Source organism: Lentisphaera araneosa HTCC2155, assembly GCF_000170755.1.
Taxonomy (GTDB): domain Bacteria; phylum Verrucomicrobiota; class Lentisphaeria; order Lentisphaerales; family Lentisphaeraceae; genus Lentisphaera; species Lentisphaera araneosa.
The window spans coordinates 61784-77807 of the sequence record NZ_ABCK01000024.1; the positions used below are offsets into that span (position 1 = coordinate 61784).

A 16024-nucleotide genomic window follows, 5' to 3' on the forward strand; every position below is an offset into this window, starting at 1 on the left:
TAGAATTAAGACCCGTATCTAAATTCGTACTTATCGAAATATTCTTTACTATGAGCCATAATAGCCTTTATAATTTTTTCCATATTATGAACAAATTGCTCAAGTTCTGTTTTTTCTGCAAAACTTAAAGAATCATATGAATACCTAACTTTATTAATTTCCTCCATAATACTAGTGGTTATTGCTATAAACTGGCTGGCAGTTGACTGCCATAGAATTTGCATTTCTTGAGTTTCAAAACAAGGAGATTTAATAAATTCACTTTTGAAATAAGATAAACGATCTAGCCCCTTCTTAAGTAGATCATACTCAGCATCCAAATTTATATCTGTTATAGATTTACCGAAAAACCCTTTTTTTTTTCTTCGATTTAATTGATTCTTTTACTGAGAAAAGATTTCGTAATGTATCGAGTGTCACTTCATTATAATTATTTTCTTTGTCCATTCTATTTCTCTTTCTTAATTCCAAATATCACTATTGATTAAACTTTCAATTTCTTCTTCTTGATCATCTTCAAGCTTAGTTAAAAAATCTAAACCCGTCAAACTCTCAATATCATTGATAGAAGTTAAGTACCTTGCATGAAAGTATTTTTTGGTGGTGGGGCTCTTACTCACAGGTTTGTGCGGATACATAAAAGCCATTGATTTAATTTCTTCATCATCTAAGCGGATAACGATCTTCCAGAAGTATTCAGGTACTGCAACTCTCTCTTCGCCTTCATCACCAATCCATAAAGACGGCTTTTTATCTTTAAATCCACCGCCACAAATAACCCATATACGGCCGTATTCATCCGCCCATTCTTTGGTTTTGTTCTCCATATCTAACCAAACACCAGTATTGAATTTAGCATGTTGTGGAGAAGCGTTAATTGTCGTGTGAGTATTCCAATCAGCATTAGCTCCCAACCTCCAGGCAATATGTTTCATGCATAAGTGACCTCTATGAAAGCCACTGTGTAAATATGATTTATCATGGGGTGCTTCATCGTTGTACTTATCATCTTCAATCCAAGTCGAGGGACGATTAGGGGCTTTACCATCAGGCATGTTTGAAGGTTTAGCTCTAATCTCATATGCTACCCAATCTGGGTTACGGGTTAATACATTATCAGAGTTATCATCAAAGCTCACAATGTATGCTCTAAACTCACGAATTAGCTCTTGTGGCTCAGTAGTCCATTTGTCATGCTCGTAGCTCTCAGTGAGCACGATAGGCTTGTATCCGCTCTTTAATCGTTTGTCAGTAGTCTCGTAATTAGATTCTTCTTGTTTAACGGATTGAGATGCTTTCTGGTCGATTGCTGAACTAACTGATTCAGTTACTTGTACCGCTTTATTTTTTGTGCGTTCAGCAATTTTAGGAAGCTGGTCTTTATTACTGTAGGCAACAAAGCCAACGGCCCCAACGAATAAGCTTACTAGGATCTTTGTGATTAGGGATTTCATTTTATGTTCCTTTTACTACCGACCAGTTTTAGTTAGATTTGAACCTTGGAAAAGATCGTAAACGCACAGTTTATAATTTATCGTCTTTGATGCTTTTACAATATTTACAATAAGCATTATATCTAGTGTTAGATTATGAAATCATGGATTAAAAACCCTGTATTTAGATAGCGTTTATAGTGATATTTCAGTACGGGTATATGTAGCTCTTTGATTGAAAGAATTAAGAGAAGGAGCGGTACGAGGATTTTATATTAGGTGATTCTTCGATTGTTTGAATTTAAAAGTTATATAGAGCCCTAGCACTTTTTACATCGAAGGAAAGAAAATAAGCCATTGTATTTTTTTGTATTGTGATCTAATCTGTTCTAGGGATTAAATGAGTAAGGGTTTAAGTGAAAAAGTTTTCTGCAAATTATTCTAATACAAATCATAATTTTGTATTCCAGAACCTTACAGGCGAGGATATTAATTCTAATATTTTCCCGGCTATTTGTATCATAGGCAATTTACTTCAACGAGGTAAACCAACCTTAATGTCGAGTTTTTTACAAGAAGAGCTTGGTGCTATTCATAAAAAAGAAAACTTTTCCCTAGGCTTACCTCTAATAGACAATACCACTCCGAAATGGGAGAGGATTATTAGAGGGGATGATTATGGTGATTACTTTCCTGCGAGGATATTTTATGAAGTTCTCATCCCTAAATATCTAGAAGATTTTAAATTCATACAACAACTTCTTATTCCTGAATTATCCGTTAATGAGATTACTCAGGTAACTGTTCAAAAGTTCAAAAACCAACAGGTAGATTTTTACCTACCACAAGCATATTTAGTCATTGAGATTGATGGGTCACAGCATTCAGAGGAAGTTGATAGAGATAGGGACCTACATTTTGAAAAATATAACATCAAAACTGTTAGAATTACGACAGAGGAACTCAGACAAGAAAACGGTAGCTTTCTAAATAAAATTGATGAGATTAAAAATCGAATTGAAAGAGCTATTACTTCACAAAGCAATCGAAAACTTGCGCGTACAGGCTTTTATTCATTGTCAGATTACCAAAAAGCTTATTCTATGGGTATTGATACTAACTTACCTGAGTATAAATCTACGGCGATCATTCGATTTCAGCTACTATTGGTGGAGCTTTTAAAAAGAGGGACCTTAGACTTTAGTACCCCTTGGAAGTTTGAGGTTAGAGACAATGATATTACTGGATATGCTGAGCTTGCCATTAAAGATTTGTTCATATGGTTCAGTAACTTACTACAACTTCATAAGGTCCCATTTGAAGAACCGAAGTATTCACTAAAAACAATCGATGAAGACCAAAGTTTTTCCAACGATCAAGAAAGTATAAAAATTGACTTCAGCTTATTAAAACGCTATACGGATGAGTTCCAAAAGCACCCGGAAGTTATATATGTCCGGAATGATTACCTAGATGAATACCGATTATTCATGAAGGGTGATTCCAGTATGAATTTAAAATTTAATAGATTCGAGAATTATGATTACTTTAAGTTATCTACAGCGAAACAGATACAATATAAATTACGTTTTGGAGATGGTGAAAAGGACGAAGAAGCATTGCTGTTTTTTACATGGAATCTATTTCTCCAGACGTACAGTAACTTAAATAAAAATAGTTTGAAGTTTCGTGATGGGCAGTTGTCTATAATAGCAAATGCCTTAAGCGGCTATGATACAATAGGACTATTGCCGACAGGAAGTGGTAAATCTATTTGTTATCAATTAGCTGCAATATTACAACCAGCAATAAGTTTTGTGGTTTGTCCTATTAAATCGCTTATGTATGATCAAAAAGTAGACCTAGAAACATCTTTTTTTAGTAGAGCTGCAATTTTGACAGGAGATTTTAACGGAGAAGAGAAAGAACTCATTCAAAGAGATTTTTCCCAAGGAAAACACTTTTTTATATATGTATCTCCGGAAAGGTTCCAGAATAAAGATTTCCGTAGATACTTTAAAGAGGTTAATCATTCTTTTGAGATAGCATATGCTGTGATTGATGAAGCACATTGCTTATCTGAATGGGGTCATGACTTTAGGATATCTTACCTTAATTTATCCGAAACAATAAAACGCTTATGTACTAAATGTACTTTCTTAGGCTTGACTGCTACAGCATCAGTTAATGTCCTTAAAGATATCCAGGTTGAATTTGGTATAAAACCTGAGAATGTAAAAACTCCTCTTAACTATACCAGAGAAGAACTTACATTTAATGTAGTTGACAGCACTAATGATAAAAAGGATGTCTTAAAGAGAGAGATTTCTCGTTTAAACTCCCCGAAAATATTGAGTGGTAATAAACAGAAGGATGTAGAGTGTGGCGTTGTTTTTACTCCTGTTGTAAATGGCAAGAATGGTTGTTATGAAATAGGACTTTTACTCAGTGATTGTCTACAGAAAGATGTTAGATATTACTCGGGATCCCAGGCTAAAAAACATGCTATAAAAGCAGAGTCATTCAATAATTATAAAAAGGCAGTTCAAGACGGTTTTAAGAGTGATGACCTATCAATAATTACCGCCACAAAAGCATTTGGTATGGGAGTCAATAAAGGCAATATTTATTACACGATTCATTACGGAATACCTAGTTCCATGGAAGCACTCTATCAAGAGGCGGGAAGAGCAGGCCGTGATAAAAGTAAATTCTTAGATCGCCCCGCAGAATGTGTTGTATTGTTATCTCAATCAGATAATGAAAAGGTTTTATCAGAGATATGGGATAAGTCATGCTCTTTAGAAAAACTAGATAAGTTAATGAATAAAGTTAAGGGAGATGTGCAAACAAACCTCTTTTTATTTTCTAAGAGTCTTGATTATATTCCGAATGAATTTCAAATAATTAAAAAAGTACATTCCAGCTTTACTAAAAAAGGTGTTTCTGGTGTTCGCGTTAATGGCTCAGGTATGGGCTATAAAGCACAGGTAGAAAAGTCACTATATCGCTTAAAACAATTAGGGCTTGTTGAAGATTGGACGGTTACTAGTTTTTTTGACAGTGGTGTGTTTGAGGTTGATTATAAGAATTTTTCAGAAGATACAGTTAAAAACTGCCTAGTGAAAACAATTAGAAACTATGATAAAGACTTTGACTTCAATTCACTACAGACAAACCCTAAGTATAGTTTTTATAAAAAGATTTATCAGGAGGATGATCACGGAGACGTTATTGATCGCTGTATACTCATACTCATTCATTGGTCCTACGATAATTTCACTTACAGCAGGAAACAATCTCTAAAAAATATTTACGAAAACTGTAGAGATGCAGCAAATGGAAAAATCACTAAGAGTGAGTTTAAAGACAGACTAGAGGACTACTTTAAGTTTTCAGAACCTACCTATGTTTTACAGCACGTTGTAGAAAACCCTAAGGATTTTAATCGTTGGTTTGATGTGTTTTATCGGATCGAATCAAAAATAATTACGGGTGAGCTAATAAACAAGAGAGGCTTCGAGCAGCTGAGAGCTAATCTAAGTAGGTTTCTTGAAAGCTATATGAACAATATTGGATTAGATATAATAAGCGGCTTGACGCGTCTTGTGTTAAACGATTATGATAACTCAGATGGTCGCGTCCGTTTTGAAGTAGCTCTAACTAATTTAAAGTCCGATCAGAACTACGACTCATATAATATTATTCGAGAGATAATTAAAGTAGGTTCTTTTCTTAATGATGATTTAAAAAGTATGCTGGAAGAATCTATATATAGTATTTTTCCTGAGCAAGATGTTTTAATGGAGTTAAACAAGCGTTTGGGTGGTAGTTTCTCACTTACAATATTACTAGAAAATAATGCAAATAGATTAAAAGCAGCTAACAAGAGAATTTTTGATGGATTTAGAAAGATTAAATAATGTAGTTAAAGAGATAGAAGAACAGTCTCATGAGTTAAAAAATTATAATGGGATATTTCTAGAAATAAGAAAGATTAAGGACGAAGTAGCGGCATCCTTACAATCTTTGAATGATAATAATCATGATCTCAAAAAACTATCTAATGACGTGAATAAATCTATTCACTTAATCAATCAAGAGCTAAAAAAAATCAATGTTATTTCACAAGAAATAAACACTTTAGAGAAGCGATTAAATACCAAGATAAATACATCGTTTGAAAAACAGAAATCTGAAATAGAGTCCTCTGTTCGCCTTGAGTTAGATATCATTAATACAAAGATAGATAAAAAAATATTAGAATTAGAACTCTCTATTCAAAAGAAACTTGATAGCTTGCGCGAGAGTCTAGATAAAAGCGTTATGGAAATTGCATCGACTAACAAGGAAGGATTTAAATCCCTAAAACAATTTATTATATTATTGTTCATAGTAGTACTCGCAGTATCTGCGGGACTCTATTTTAAAATAGGAAACATAGATACAGCGCCAACGATAGTCGCCCCTAGTAATCTATCTTCTGATTCAGTTATAGTTACTCCAAAAGTTAATTCTGAAGATCGTCCTAAAATAGAAGCTCTAAAAGTAGATCTCTCAGCTTTTGAGAAAGGAGCTTTGTTTGAGGAATATGTTTTAAAGAAATTTGATAAACGTTACTTTAAAATCAGATCTTTATCTAGTCACCAAAACGTTGAGATAAAGACGGAAAGCAACCGTACACCTTCACCTGATATAGAGGTTACATTTAGTGTAAAAGATCAGTCTTCAAAATTCACAGTAGAATGCTTATGGCGTAAAGAAGTTTGGGGTGAAGAGGTTTCGTTTAATGAAAGTTTGATAGAAGGTTATAAATCTTCTGAAATATATAAAAACATACCACTTTTCTTTTTTGTCGGTATAGGAGGACAGCCATCTAGCCCTAAAGAAGTCTTTGTAATTAATTTAAAAGATTTACAGAACAATAAATTATCAGAAAAATCATTGAACAATCATAAACTAGATATTAGTAGAGGTTGGTTTTATCTAGCTGATGAAAAAAAGTTTAAGTTGCATTAAAAATACGCACAGCTGTACGCATTTGAATAAGGCATAGCTAAAAAAAAAGGTATGCGAGCCTAAGCCCGCATACCTGTTTTCTATTCAGGACACCAGCCACCAACGAGGTAATACTTCTTACGCTTATCTCGGTAGGGAATCGCTTGCGCCTGATCCCATTTACTATGGGAATCTTCTAGGTATTCCCTCGCTTCGTCAAAAGACTTGTACACTGTTTTTCTTTGCAGATCTAAGCCAAAGGGCAGTATGCCTAGGTGTCCTGCGTAGGTATCGTTACCGTAACGAACACAGAGATCTTCTTGTAGCTGATTATGATGTTTGGCGAGTTGTTTCTCGGTTCCCCGAAAAGTGTAGCAATTAAAGTTAGCACCCATGTGGATCCCCTATAAGTTTAGTTTGTAGTAATGAAAAGAGTGCCGGAGCTAAGTCCTTCAGATCGTGAATGATTTTATGTGCATCGGGTAAAAGTTGCTTTATAGAACTGCACTGAATACCGATGCCATAGATTTCAAAACCCAAGGAAGTGGCTTTGGCAATAGCCTTTTTTGACATCTCGACACAGTCGGGATCTCCATCAGTTAAGATGATAATAATCTTGCGAGTCTCAGTGCGTAGAGCATCCTGCTGCATGAGCCACCATAGAGCAGGAGCCAATGGTGTCGTTCCATCAGGACGTACACTGATCTTGTTATGAAGAGGCTGATCATATTTCAAGACTTGATGAACAGATGGCTGAAGAGAGCTTCCTGGGAAGCAAGTCATTGCACTCTTAATTCCAGGGACAGAGCGTAGAGCTTTGAGTAAAGCATAGCTAGCCTGAGAACCTAAAGACATCCTGCCTTGCATGGAACCCGAAGCATCCATCAGAAGATGAACCGAGGTATTGAGTCCCAAGCGCTGTTCATGCCTAAGGAATATTTTAGGACTGAAGTTAAGCCGGTTTAATCTTTGGGTGGAGAGTCGCCCACGACGTGCGGGGAAACTTCTCTTGAGTTGACTCGCTTGCAAGAGGGCCTGCAAGCGAGCATTCAATCCACAGCTAGCGCGATCTACTTCTTGTATGTTTTTCGTGCTTAAGGCTACTTGAGTCTTGGCTTTAGGTTCAGCAACCTGACAAGTCTCGCCATAATCCTGGAGATTATGATGGGCTTTTATTTGTTTAGAAATAGCGGTCCCCATATCATCGGGCAAGTCTTGAGCTTTACTCTGCACTAAACTCTCAAGTGAGCTCTGCTTAGGCTCAGCTTGCTGAGCTTGTGACTTGGAAGGCTTCGTTTTAGAGGGATACTTTTGTTTAGCATGGCGCGAGATGAGAGCGACAACTTTGCGAGCATAGAGCAAGCAATCTTCGGTGCTGGTGCTATGAGTCTTCATCTCCTTGAGTAGAGCATCCAAAGCGCTTAAGAGCTGCGGACACTTTTCTTCAATGAAATCTCTATGAGCAGGTAGTTGCTTCGCGATATCAATAATATCCCAGGAACGAACAGTGAGTAAGATATACTGAAGAATGGCTTGTCCCTCATCCGTAGGCACGTTCACTGCCGTGGAGAAATGGTGAGTGATTAGCCAGTCAAAGTTCTGACGACAACCTGGGAAACTCTTTACTAGCGCCTGCTCGATACGCCAGTCCTCAAAGATATTGCAGATATGTTTAGTGAGAGGCTTTGTTTTGGGAGTAAATAAAGAGAAGTTCGTATAGCGAACATGAGCAGATTCATGATCAATATAGCCCCTTAGTAGCGCTAATTGTTCGGCGTCACTTGTCTCTGTTAAAGCAGGCAGTTGGATGACCTTGCCATCGGTATAGGCCTCACGACCTCCGACGCGTACGGTGACACCGTAGCGTTTACCTAAAACGCCCGCAACCAAAGGAAGCGAGCGCATAACTGAATTGATATTCATAATGTATTTCCTGATTACCACAAACCTAAACTCTGGAGCTGCAGAGTCGGTTTCTTAGTTGTGGGATTAGTTGAATTGACATTGTGGGGAGTAGAGAACCCGCTCAAGATACTTGTTTCGCTACGACCATTGAGAATGGCTTCAGAATAATGCAGTAGCTCCTTGGTGTTAGTAAGAAGATTCATGAGCCCCTTGAGCATGAGTAAGTCAGCACCGATGATGACTCCACGCTTGGGGAGTTTATCTAAGGCGGCTTTTATAAGAGAACTTACGGGAGTGACTCGTGGTTCAATAAAGCTCATATCTTCGCACTTTTGCATGATATTCTTAAGCGGAGATAAAGCCTTGCGAGTGACCTCGGTTTTATTGAGGTAGCTCTTTTCCCAGGAGTCTTTCGCCGATTTAGAGAAATCATAAAAGAGGGTGCCTGCGAGTTTCTCTACTTGCTCATTTAAACCTCGATTTGTCTTGCTATCTTTTTGCTGACTCGGATTGATGACTTTAAAGATTTGCCAATCAAAACTCAGGCGCGCAGCGACATGATCTGCAGAGACTGTTGAGCCTGCAATAATCTTGCTCCAACCTGGGTTATCTTTAATCCAATCCTTGATACTTTGATCGTAGTGAGCAATAAAGTTCTTTTTAGCGAGGGCAAATTCTGCGGCAATATCCTCGAGCTCCTGGATGAGTTCATCGGAAAGAGCTTCAGGCAGTGCCCAGCCACCGAGGAACTTAATGCCCCGGCGATTGAGTAAAGAAACGGCCCGTGATTTGAGGGTGCTAAAAATTCGCAGATCAGCAGGATTACAGATCTTTTTACTTCCGAGAGAGGCGAGTTGCTCGGGTGGAAGTTTGGCATGATCAAAATCTTCTGGAGCGAGCTTACGACGAGCCGCCCAGATATGAACATCGAGTTTGAGTGCTAATAGACAATTGAGGACTTGAGGGTTTGTTTTAAGTTGATGCATGTTATTTCTCCTTACTTGGTTTTGATACAGGGAAGATGCGCTGAGAGAGTTCGTGAAGAACGGCTCGACTAGCCGTAGAAGCACGAAAGCCCAAAGAGCGATCCAGTGCATAGTTAATGGGCTGAATACCCTGAGCAGCTAGAGGTTGAAAGCGCAGGGTTAAATCGGCCCAGCGCAGCAGTGTGCGAGTTGAGAAAGTGACTTCGATTCTATCCATGCCTTGCTGAGCTCCAATAAAGAGCTGACGCACTTCGGAAGCGAGTTCTACCATCTTGGTACGAATCGCTTGAGGAAGATCTGGATAAGCTTTCTCTAAGAGCAATTCCTCGGTCTTTTTCTCCGGGTAGGGCACTTCACTTAGCCAGAAGCGATCCATGAAGGCTAGGTTTTGTCTGAGAGCTCCTTGATATAAGCCATGTTCATCACTGGCACCATTGGTATTGGCAGTAGCAATAAAGCGAAAGTTAGGATGAGGTTTAATAAGCTCACCATCATTTTCTGGAATACAGAGTGGGGCACCATCGAGCATCGTGTTCAGCCCTGCTGCCGTGGAAGGATCAAGTAGATCTATCTCGTTTAAAAGAAAGACACCACCGTATTTCATGGCAAGTGCTAAAGGACCATAGCGGTATTGCATATTGCCTTTCTCTACGGATAAGTGACCAATCATATCGGGGTACTCTAAACGTGAGTGACCTGTGATCTCAAAAACGGGATAGTTGAGCTTAGCAGCGACTTGCTTGACCAGTGAAGTCTTGCCTGAACCCGTGGGACCGAAGAGGTAAAGGGGATCCGATTTATGCATGAACCAAACAATGATATCGCGACTCGACTCGTGAAAGATGTAGTGAGGGTCTAAGTCTGGGGTATAGGAATTGGGTTTATGATAGGCGGTAATAAGTTTAGAAGATTTTTTACCGCTGAAGAGTGCGCCGGCATCGACTTGTGCAGAGCTGAGTTGTTTTAATTCTTTGATTTCCATAATAGTTTTCCTTAAATAATTGATAATGAGTGAGCATAGATATGGTAGTAGAGGACCTTAAAATCATTGAGGTCGTCAGTATCCATGTGGATTTCAAGAGGCGTGAGATAGGAGGTCTCTTTTTGTTGGGAGCGGACAGCATGAAGGCAGGCTTGCTCGAGTGCATAGGCAAGCTGAGAGTCGCTATAGTCGGTGTAATCGACCGGTAAGTAGGACTCTAGTGTATAGAAGGGATCACTATCAGTTTCGATGATATTACTAACAGGTCCATTCAGATAAGCTGCGAGACTAAGGCTTAGCTGTAGAGCTTTATTGTTGAGTGTATGAGCGAGTATGCGCATCTTGCTTTCTCCTTTTTTGTATATAAAAAAGCCGATCAATAAATACTGATCGGCAGAGTTTTGTTTCTGTTTATGTGTTTAGCTGATAGAGACCTCTATTTGGTAGGCCCCAAGATCATTGTAAGCCACAAAATTGGCTTGCCAGAGTTTAAAGACTTGAGCTCCATCTTGGAGAGCGTACTCTCTTTGCAGATGGCAGAATATTTGGTTCCTGAAGTCAAACTCTATTTCTTTACTTAAGTCAGGGTAAGCACCACGTCCTAGGTAGGAAAAATCTGTGATGTATTGAATAAGTTCACGTTCATCAATCATGATCTCTACGGGATGGAAACCACCTCGTTCAGCAGAGTAATTAGGATCACGAAAATTAATCGTGAGGCTTTTTCTACTGACGTCATGATCCATAATGATCGCAGTGAGTAAAAGATTGAGTTTAGGGTTGATTGTAAGACCTAGGCAATTCATGAGGCCTCCATAATCTCTGCTTCTTGTAAGCGTTGATCATGACAGGCTACACACAACCATATGGTGGGTTCATACTTGTATGCTTGACCGTCTTCACTAAAGAATTCATTATCACAATCTTCACAGAGATGTTCATCAGGCGGCATGATCTAAGCCCTCATTGAAGTAACGCTGTTCAGGACATGTTTTTTGCCATTGAGCACAAGCGCCCTTGTACTGACATCCACTACAAGCAAAGGCCGTTTCATGAGGGTAATAAAGCTGGTCAGCCACAATGCGATCGGCGACTCGGACAAGTTCCATAAAACGCGTGAAATCATCTTGAGTGCGATTGGTCATGAATTTCGTCATTGTGGGCTTTTTCGCCTTTGTGACGACGTCGTATCTGAAGAGACTCTCAGCATGTCCACTTTCTTGGCGCAAGGCATAGAGGTAAGCCGTTGCCTGAAGATCTTTATGGCATTTATCAGCAGGCCAACGAGAGGCCGCTGTTTTAAAATCCACAATGACCGTACAGCCCTTGCGCTCAATAAGGGCATCATATTCCCCGATAAGAGGCTTGCTGATAACGTTATCCATAGAGTCCTTTAAGTCGACTCTAAATGCTATGTCTGTGCCTATGACTCTATCTTCAGGATCAAAGTCATCCGCAAGTACCTGCAGCATGTCCTGGCCTTTGAGGATATAGTCATCGCTGGCCATGCCTTCTGCAAAGCGTACTTCGGTAAAGGAGTGATTGACTTCATCCTGAAAGAAATGAGCAAAAGTATCCTTGAGTTCCTTTGAGTCAGCAGGATCACCGGCAATAATACTTTGGAGATAATGCGATGCGGCCCTATGGAAAGCTTTACCAAATGTAAGGTTTATGGGTGTGAACTCTGCGGGCTCTTTATATACGCGTCCTAAGGCGTATTGCAGGCTACAGATATTGAGTAGGCTATTTAAAGCAGAAAAGCTCCAATGAGGAGCTTTTCTAAGTGCAGTGAAATCTAAATTAGTATTCATTAGGCGGCCCTTTGGTTTTGGAGTTTCTCAATCAGCTGACTCGCTTGTTTCTTATCTAGCTTCCATATAGAATCACAGCCGAAATGATTAAGCGCGAAGGCATCTACTTGTGACTGACTAAGTCCACGTTCTGCACCGAGACGATTGAGAAACTGAATTTGTTTGGGAGAAGCTTGATTCGATGATGCCTTAGCAGGCCTTACTTGTGGGGCTTGCTGTTGAGGGAAGCTTTGCTGTTGAGGAAAACTTTGCGGAGGCTGAGCAGGATGAGAATAAGTTTGTATCTCTTGTTCAACAGTTTGCTCCAAGAGTTGATAGTTTTCGTGGAAGATTCGCTGGATATCGGCGGAGCTAAGTCCGTCAGAGAGTTCGCGTTCTAGGCTACCGTGAAAATTGAGTGAGCTATACTGTTCCTCACCAGGGATCTTTTTAGAGAATGATACGTTGATTTTAAGCATGATATGTTCCTTGATTATTTATTAGAAAAGAGACCGAAGCACATAAGGACGACACCTGTTAAAAAGATGTAGCCAATGAGTTTTAATGTCCCGACAATGAATTGTGTGATAGCCGTCACCATTGCTAGTGCGGCAGAGGCGAATAGTGAGATACACCAAACCAGTCCCCAGCAGGCGAATAAAGGAATGAGCAGTGCTAAGCCCAGTCGGAGAATAAGCCAGCTCCACATACTCAGGATTCCTTGGGGGTCTAAGCGATAAACAAAACGTTCACAAGCATAGAGAGTAGCCGAATGAATTTTACTAAAACTATTCGATTGTAAGAAACTTTGATTTATATAGGGAGTCGTCCTGATTTGGGGTTCCCAATAGAGTAGATTACCCATGAGAGGAATCTCGTGCGGCTCTTATCCCAACAATAAGACCGATGCAGTAAAGTACTAAAGATAGAGCAAGACTGCAATAGAAGAGTAGCTCATAATTGACTTCAGGTTTAATGATATTGACGACTTCGGCCGCGCTTAAAATGAGAGAGTACATAATTATCTCCTTGGTTTAAATATAGACATAAAAAAGCCCCACTAAACAAAGTTTAGTAGGGCAAAGGGCGAGTTTGAAAGGCAAGTGTTATCTACACTAGCCCTCAGTATATAGTGCCAAGAAATGGCTAATAATTAAGGATGGAGTGTGTTTTTAGGTGATAATTAATGTTTTAAAGGGTGAAAAGAATTGTTTTATTATCTTCTTTTTCCTGAATCCGTGATAGAGATTTAAATATCAGTTTATATCGCTGTGATCGTTAATCCTTTGTAATATTTTGAGTCTTTACTGTGATATTTCTTTAGCAGTCATGATGATATTTATGAACTTGAATAAAAAGAGTCTCAAAATTGAAGTTTTTTAGGGTGTCTTGTGCAATTTGACCACAGCGAAGCGAAAACTCTTTAATTAGAGTTTTTGAAAAGATATTTTTGATTGCAGTTAAAGACTAAGAGAGATTTTTTGATAGAGTTTAAACCAAGTGCAATGTCGACCAAATTTGAGGACTTCAACTCCTGCGTGCTTTACATGCTTACAGGCGATTAAAATTAAGTCACGTATAACACAACGTAAACGTCGACGTGTACCTCTAATTCTTATTGGAGCCAAAGATTTATTCTCAATTAGGTGAGTTCCAATGACTCTTAGTATATTGAAAGCAAGCATAGCGCAGTGAAGGAAAAACTGATTCGCCATAAACTTCCCCGAGGGAAGACGTTCTACATTCATGTCAGTTTTAAGTTCACTATGATACTGCTCGCTGGTTCCATGTTCATGATAGAGTTCAATGACATCTTCAGCTTCTAAAGGCAGGTTTGTCCAATATGTTTCAACTTCTATATCAGGTATTAAGAGTTTATTACCGTCTGAGTCTTCCAGTCGTTCCGTAACTTTAAATATCATGGGAACCACATTGCGCTTTTCATTATTACCTGGGGTTTTATGATGAATTTCTCCTACAAATATATTCTTACCATCGCGTGATTTGAGTTGGCGACCAAGACGTCGAGCATTCGCAAGCCACTGCACTTTATCTTCTTTTCGTAGATTTCGTTTGATCAGAAAATAATGCTCTTCAGGCAAGTGATCGAAATTGATCTCAGCATCATGAGCTGAGTCTAAGCGAAGTAAGACTGGATGATTAAGCTTCAACTTTTTCACCATTGCAAAACTTTCATCTAAAAATTGAGGCATTCCTTTTTGTGCGTGCTGTGAGCCTGGTCGTAACTCCTGATTAAGCATAAAGCCTTGCTTACCAATATATGCAAACATGGGAGCAAAACCATCGTGATTTTTATATGTCCAACACACATTCTCTTTTTGAGTCCCTGAATTATCCATGGGGGACACGTCCATATCAAGTGGAATAAACTCCATGCCTCCTTTTGAGATTGCGCCCATCACCTGCTTTTTCAGAAGCTTTGTATTTGACTGTTTTAAAAGTTTTTCGTGCTTGGCCAACATCATTTCCAATCGCTGGCGAAGGCGCTCCTCAGAAGGGACATTATTTAACGAAAGTGATTTCATAAACACTTCATTTTCTCGAAACTGATTAATGTCTGTGTAGTGCTCACAGCCTTGAATAAGTAAACCTATTTGTGACTTAAAGATATCTACATCTTGGAAAGTGTAGTTTGCCTTATGCTCTGAACTAAATTCTTGATCTATTTCGCTTTGTTGGAGAACTTGACCCGCAAGATATATTCCGCCAATACTGTGAAGAGAGTCGTTGCCTGTATCGAGTTTAAATGCTTTATTCATGAAGAAACCTGTTGGGTGATTTTGGTGTAGTAACTTAAATTACTATAAACCAACAGGTTTTCTTGTTTTCGCTGTGTTTTTCAGCATCAGCTCACGGATTTAGGTTTTTGTATTATCCGGCACAAGGCGAGTGTGTTTTAAGCAACCTTTTGCGTGATCTTCAAAGTTCAAATTTGTTTCTTAATCGATGATTCCAGTTCAATAGTTCTCGTGGGGTAGATAGGGCGTATGATTAGAGATTTTTTATACTATAACGACCGAGATTAGGGATTTCGAGCGAAGCGAAGAAATTCCTCTGCACATACTATTAATGAAGTTTAAAATTTCAGTGAGATAGGTTCTTGCCATATATTGTCCTTCGAAGAGAAAAAAAGAAAGGAGCCACCGACCAAAGTTTCTCCTTTCTAAACCTTCAACAAATCTAAGTGAGGTTAGAATGAAAATAACAGAAAAAACATTAGAAGTCAATGCCAATCACATCCTAAATATTGGCGTAGATGTCTCCAGTCGCAAACTGGATGTTCATTTTGAGTGTCCCCTGCAACTTAACAAGCGCGAAGTCTATCGAGAGCAAATCCTTAACCGTAGTGTAGAAATAGAGAAGGCGTTAAAAAACTACTTATCATTGGCACAGTCTAAAGGCTTTTTGAATTTGCGAATTGTCTGTGAACCAACGGGGCCTTATTCCTTGAACCTTCTGTCAATGGCGACCCATTTAAACTGTTTGACTGCCTACGTCAGTGGTGAGGCGGTCAAGAATTCAAAGATCATCGAATTCAATGGGACGAACAAAAACGACTTAGTGGATGCGGAACTCATTAATAGTTTAGCCGAGCGTAATAAGGTGCTGATTCATCGGACTTACTCAGCAAACTACACGCGCTTACGAATGCTCAATAGCCATTACGAAGATGTTGACAAAGCCTATGTTTCGGCACGTAATCAAGTTCATAATACACTGAAGCAGCTGTGGCCTGATTACTCCTCAAAACTATCTCTACTGTATGCTAGTACCGGTCAGGCCCTATATCGGTGTTACGGTTTTAATCCCTGGAAAATAGTCTCCTATAATTATAGTTATTTCGAACGGCGTATGCGAACTCATTGCAAAGGTGTGTGGTCATCAACTCTGAAGCAAATTTATCGAGAT

The 16024-nt window shown here is 39.0% G+C and carries 17 protein-coding genes; 3 read left to right on the plus strand and 14 right to left on the minus strand.

Annotated elements, in window-relative coordinates; genetic code table 11:
* Positions 1-5: 5 nt before the first annotated feature.
* Positions 6-320, minus strand: a complete 315-nt coding sequence (locus LNTAR_RS19350) for a hypothetical protein (RefSeq protein WP_007280447.1) — start codon at positions 318-320, stop codon at positions 6-8.
* A gap of 141 nt (positions 321-461) precedes the next feature.
* Positions 462-1454, minus strand: coding sequence for a DNA/RNA non-specific endonuclease (locus tag LNTAR_RS19355; protein ID WP_007280449.1), 993 nt, complete (start codon positions 1452-1454; stop codon positions 462-464).
* A gap of 395 nt (positions 1455-1849) precedes the next feature.
* Here LNTAR_RS19355 and LNTAR_RS19360 point away from each other — a divergent pair, with 395 nt between their 5' ends.
* Together LNTAR_RS19360 and LNTAR_RS19365 are read left to right on the plus strand one after the other, a co-directional pair.
* Entirely contained in the window at positions 1850-5356 is a 3507-nt protein-coding gene (locus LNTAR_RS19360) for a RecQ family ATP-dependent DNA helicase (RefSeq protein WP_007280450.1), read from the plus strand.
* Positions 5334-6452 carry a hypothetical protein gene (locus LNTAR_RS19365; protein ID WP_007280451.1) on the plus strand — a complete coding sequence of 373 codons (1119 nt, stop codon included), beginning with the start codon at positions 5334-5336 and terminating at the stop codon, positions 6450-6452. The genes LNTAR_RS19360 and LNTAR_RS19365 overlap by 23 nt, the downstream gene beginning before the upstream one ends.
* An 80-nt stretch (positions 6453-6532) precedes the next feature.
* On the opposite strand, the gene LNTAR_RS19370 is transcribed toward LNTAR_RS19365, so the two are convergent.
* From LNTAR_RS19370 to LNTAR_RS19415, 12 genes are all read right to left on the minus strand, one after another.
* Positions 6533-6826, minus strand: a complete 294-nt coding sequence (locus LNTAR_RS19370; RefSeq protein ID WP_007280452.1) for a hypothetical protein — start codon at positions 6824-6826, stop codon at positions 6533-6535.
* On the minus strand, positions 6816-8354 hold the full coding sequence (locus LNTAR_RS19375) for a vWA domain-containing protein (RefSeq protein WP_007280453.1): 1539 nt from the start codon (positions 8352-8354) through the stop codon (positions 6816-6818). Before LNTAR_RS19375 ends, LNTAR_RS19370 begins: the two co-directional genes overlap by 11 nt.
* Before the next feature lie 14 nt (positions 8355-8368).
* A complete protein-coding gene (locus LNTAR_RS19380; RefSeq protein ID WP_007280454.1) occupies positions 8369-9322 on the minus strand; it encodes a DUF3150 domain-containing protein in 954 nt (317 codons plus the stop codon).
* 1 nt (position 9323) lies between these two features.
* The gene (locus tag LNTAR_RS19385; RefSeq protein ID WP_007280455.1) at positions 9324-10304 is read right to left on the minus strand and encodes an AAA family ATPase; all 981 of its coding nucleotides are present in this window, start codon (positions 10302-10304) and stop codon (positions 9324-9326) included.
* Positions 10305-10315: 11 nt separating this feature from the next.
* Positions 10316-10645, minus strand: a complete 330-nt coding sequence (locus tag LNTAR_RS19390) for a hypothetical protein (RefSeq protein ID WP_007280456.1) — start codon at positions 10643-10645, stop codon at positions 10316-10318.
* Positions 10646-10723: 78 nt separating this feature from the next.
* Positions 10724-11110, minus strand: a complete 387-nt coding sequence (locus LNTAR_RS19395; RefSeq protein ID WP_007280457.1) for a DUF2787 family protein — start codon at positions 11108-11110, stop codon at positions 10724-10726.
* Entirely contained in the window at positions 11107-11256 is a 150-nt protein-coding gene (locus LNTAR_RS27345) for a hypothetical protein (RefSeq protein WP_007280458.1), read from the minus strand. Before LNTAR_RS27345 ends, LNTAR_RS19395 begins: the two co-directional genes overlap by 4 nt.
* Entirely contained in the window at positions 11246-12115 is an 870-nt protein-coding gene (locus LNTAR_RS19400) for a RecB family exonuclease (protein ID WP_007280459.1), read from the minus strand. Before LNTAR_RS19400 ends, LNTAR_RS27345 begins: the two co-directional genes overlap by 11 nt.
* Positions 12115-12573: a hypothetical protein gene (locus LNTAR_RS19405; protein ID WP_007280460.1), complete on the minus strand. Its 459-nt coding sequence runs from the start codon at positions 12571-12573 to the stop codon at positions 12115-12117. The genes LNTAR_RS19400 and LNTAR_RS19405 overlap by 1 nt, the downstream gene beginning before the upstream one ends.
* Positions 12574-12587: 14 nt before the next feature.
* Entirely contained in the window at positions 12588-12959 is a 372-nt protein-coding gene (locus tag LNTAR_RS19410) for a hypothetical protein (RefSeq protein ID WP_007280461.1), read from the minus strand.
* Entirely contained in the window at positions 12952-13113 is a 162-nt protein-coding gene (locus LNTAR_RS27350; RefSeq protein ID WP_007280462.1) for a hypothetical protein, read from the minus strand. The genes LNTAR_RS19410 and LNTAR_RS27350 overlap by 8 nt, the downstream gene beginning before the upstream one ends.
* Positions 13114-13554: 441 nt before the next feature.
* Positions 13555-14874 (minus strand): IS1380-like element ISLar4 family transposase, encoded by a 1320-nt coding sequence (locus LNTAR_RS19415; RefSeq protein WP_007280463.1) that lies wholly within the window; start codon positions 14872-14874, stop codon positions 13555-13557.
* Positions 14875-15310: 436 nt separating this feature from the next.
* Between LNTAR_RS19415 and LNTAR_RS19420 the strand changes: the two genes are divergently transcribed.
* A partial coding sequence (locus tag LNTAR_RS19420; RefSeq protein ID WP_007280464.1) for an IS110 family transposase occupies positions 15311-16024 on the plus strand: 714 nt, incomplete at its 3' end.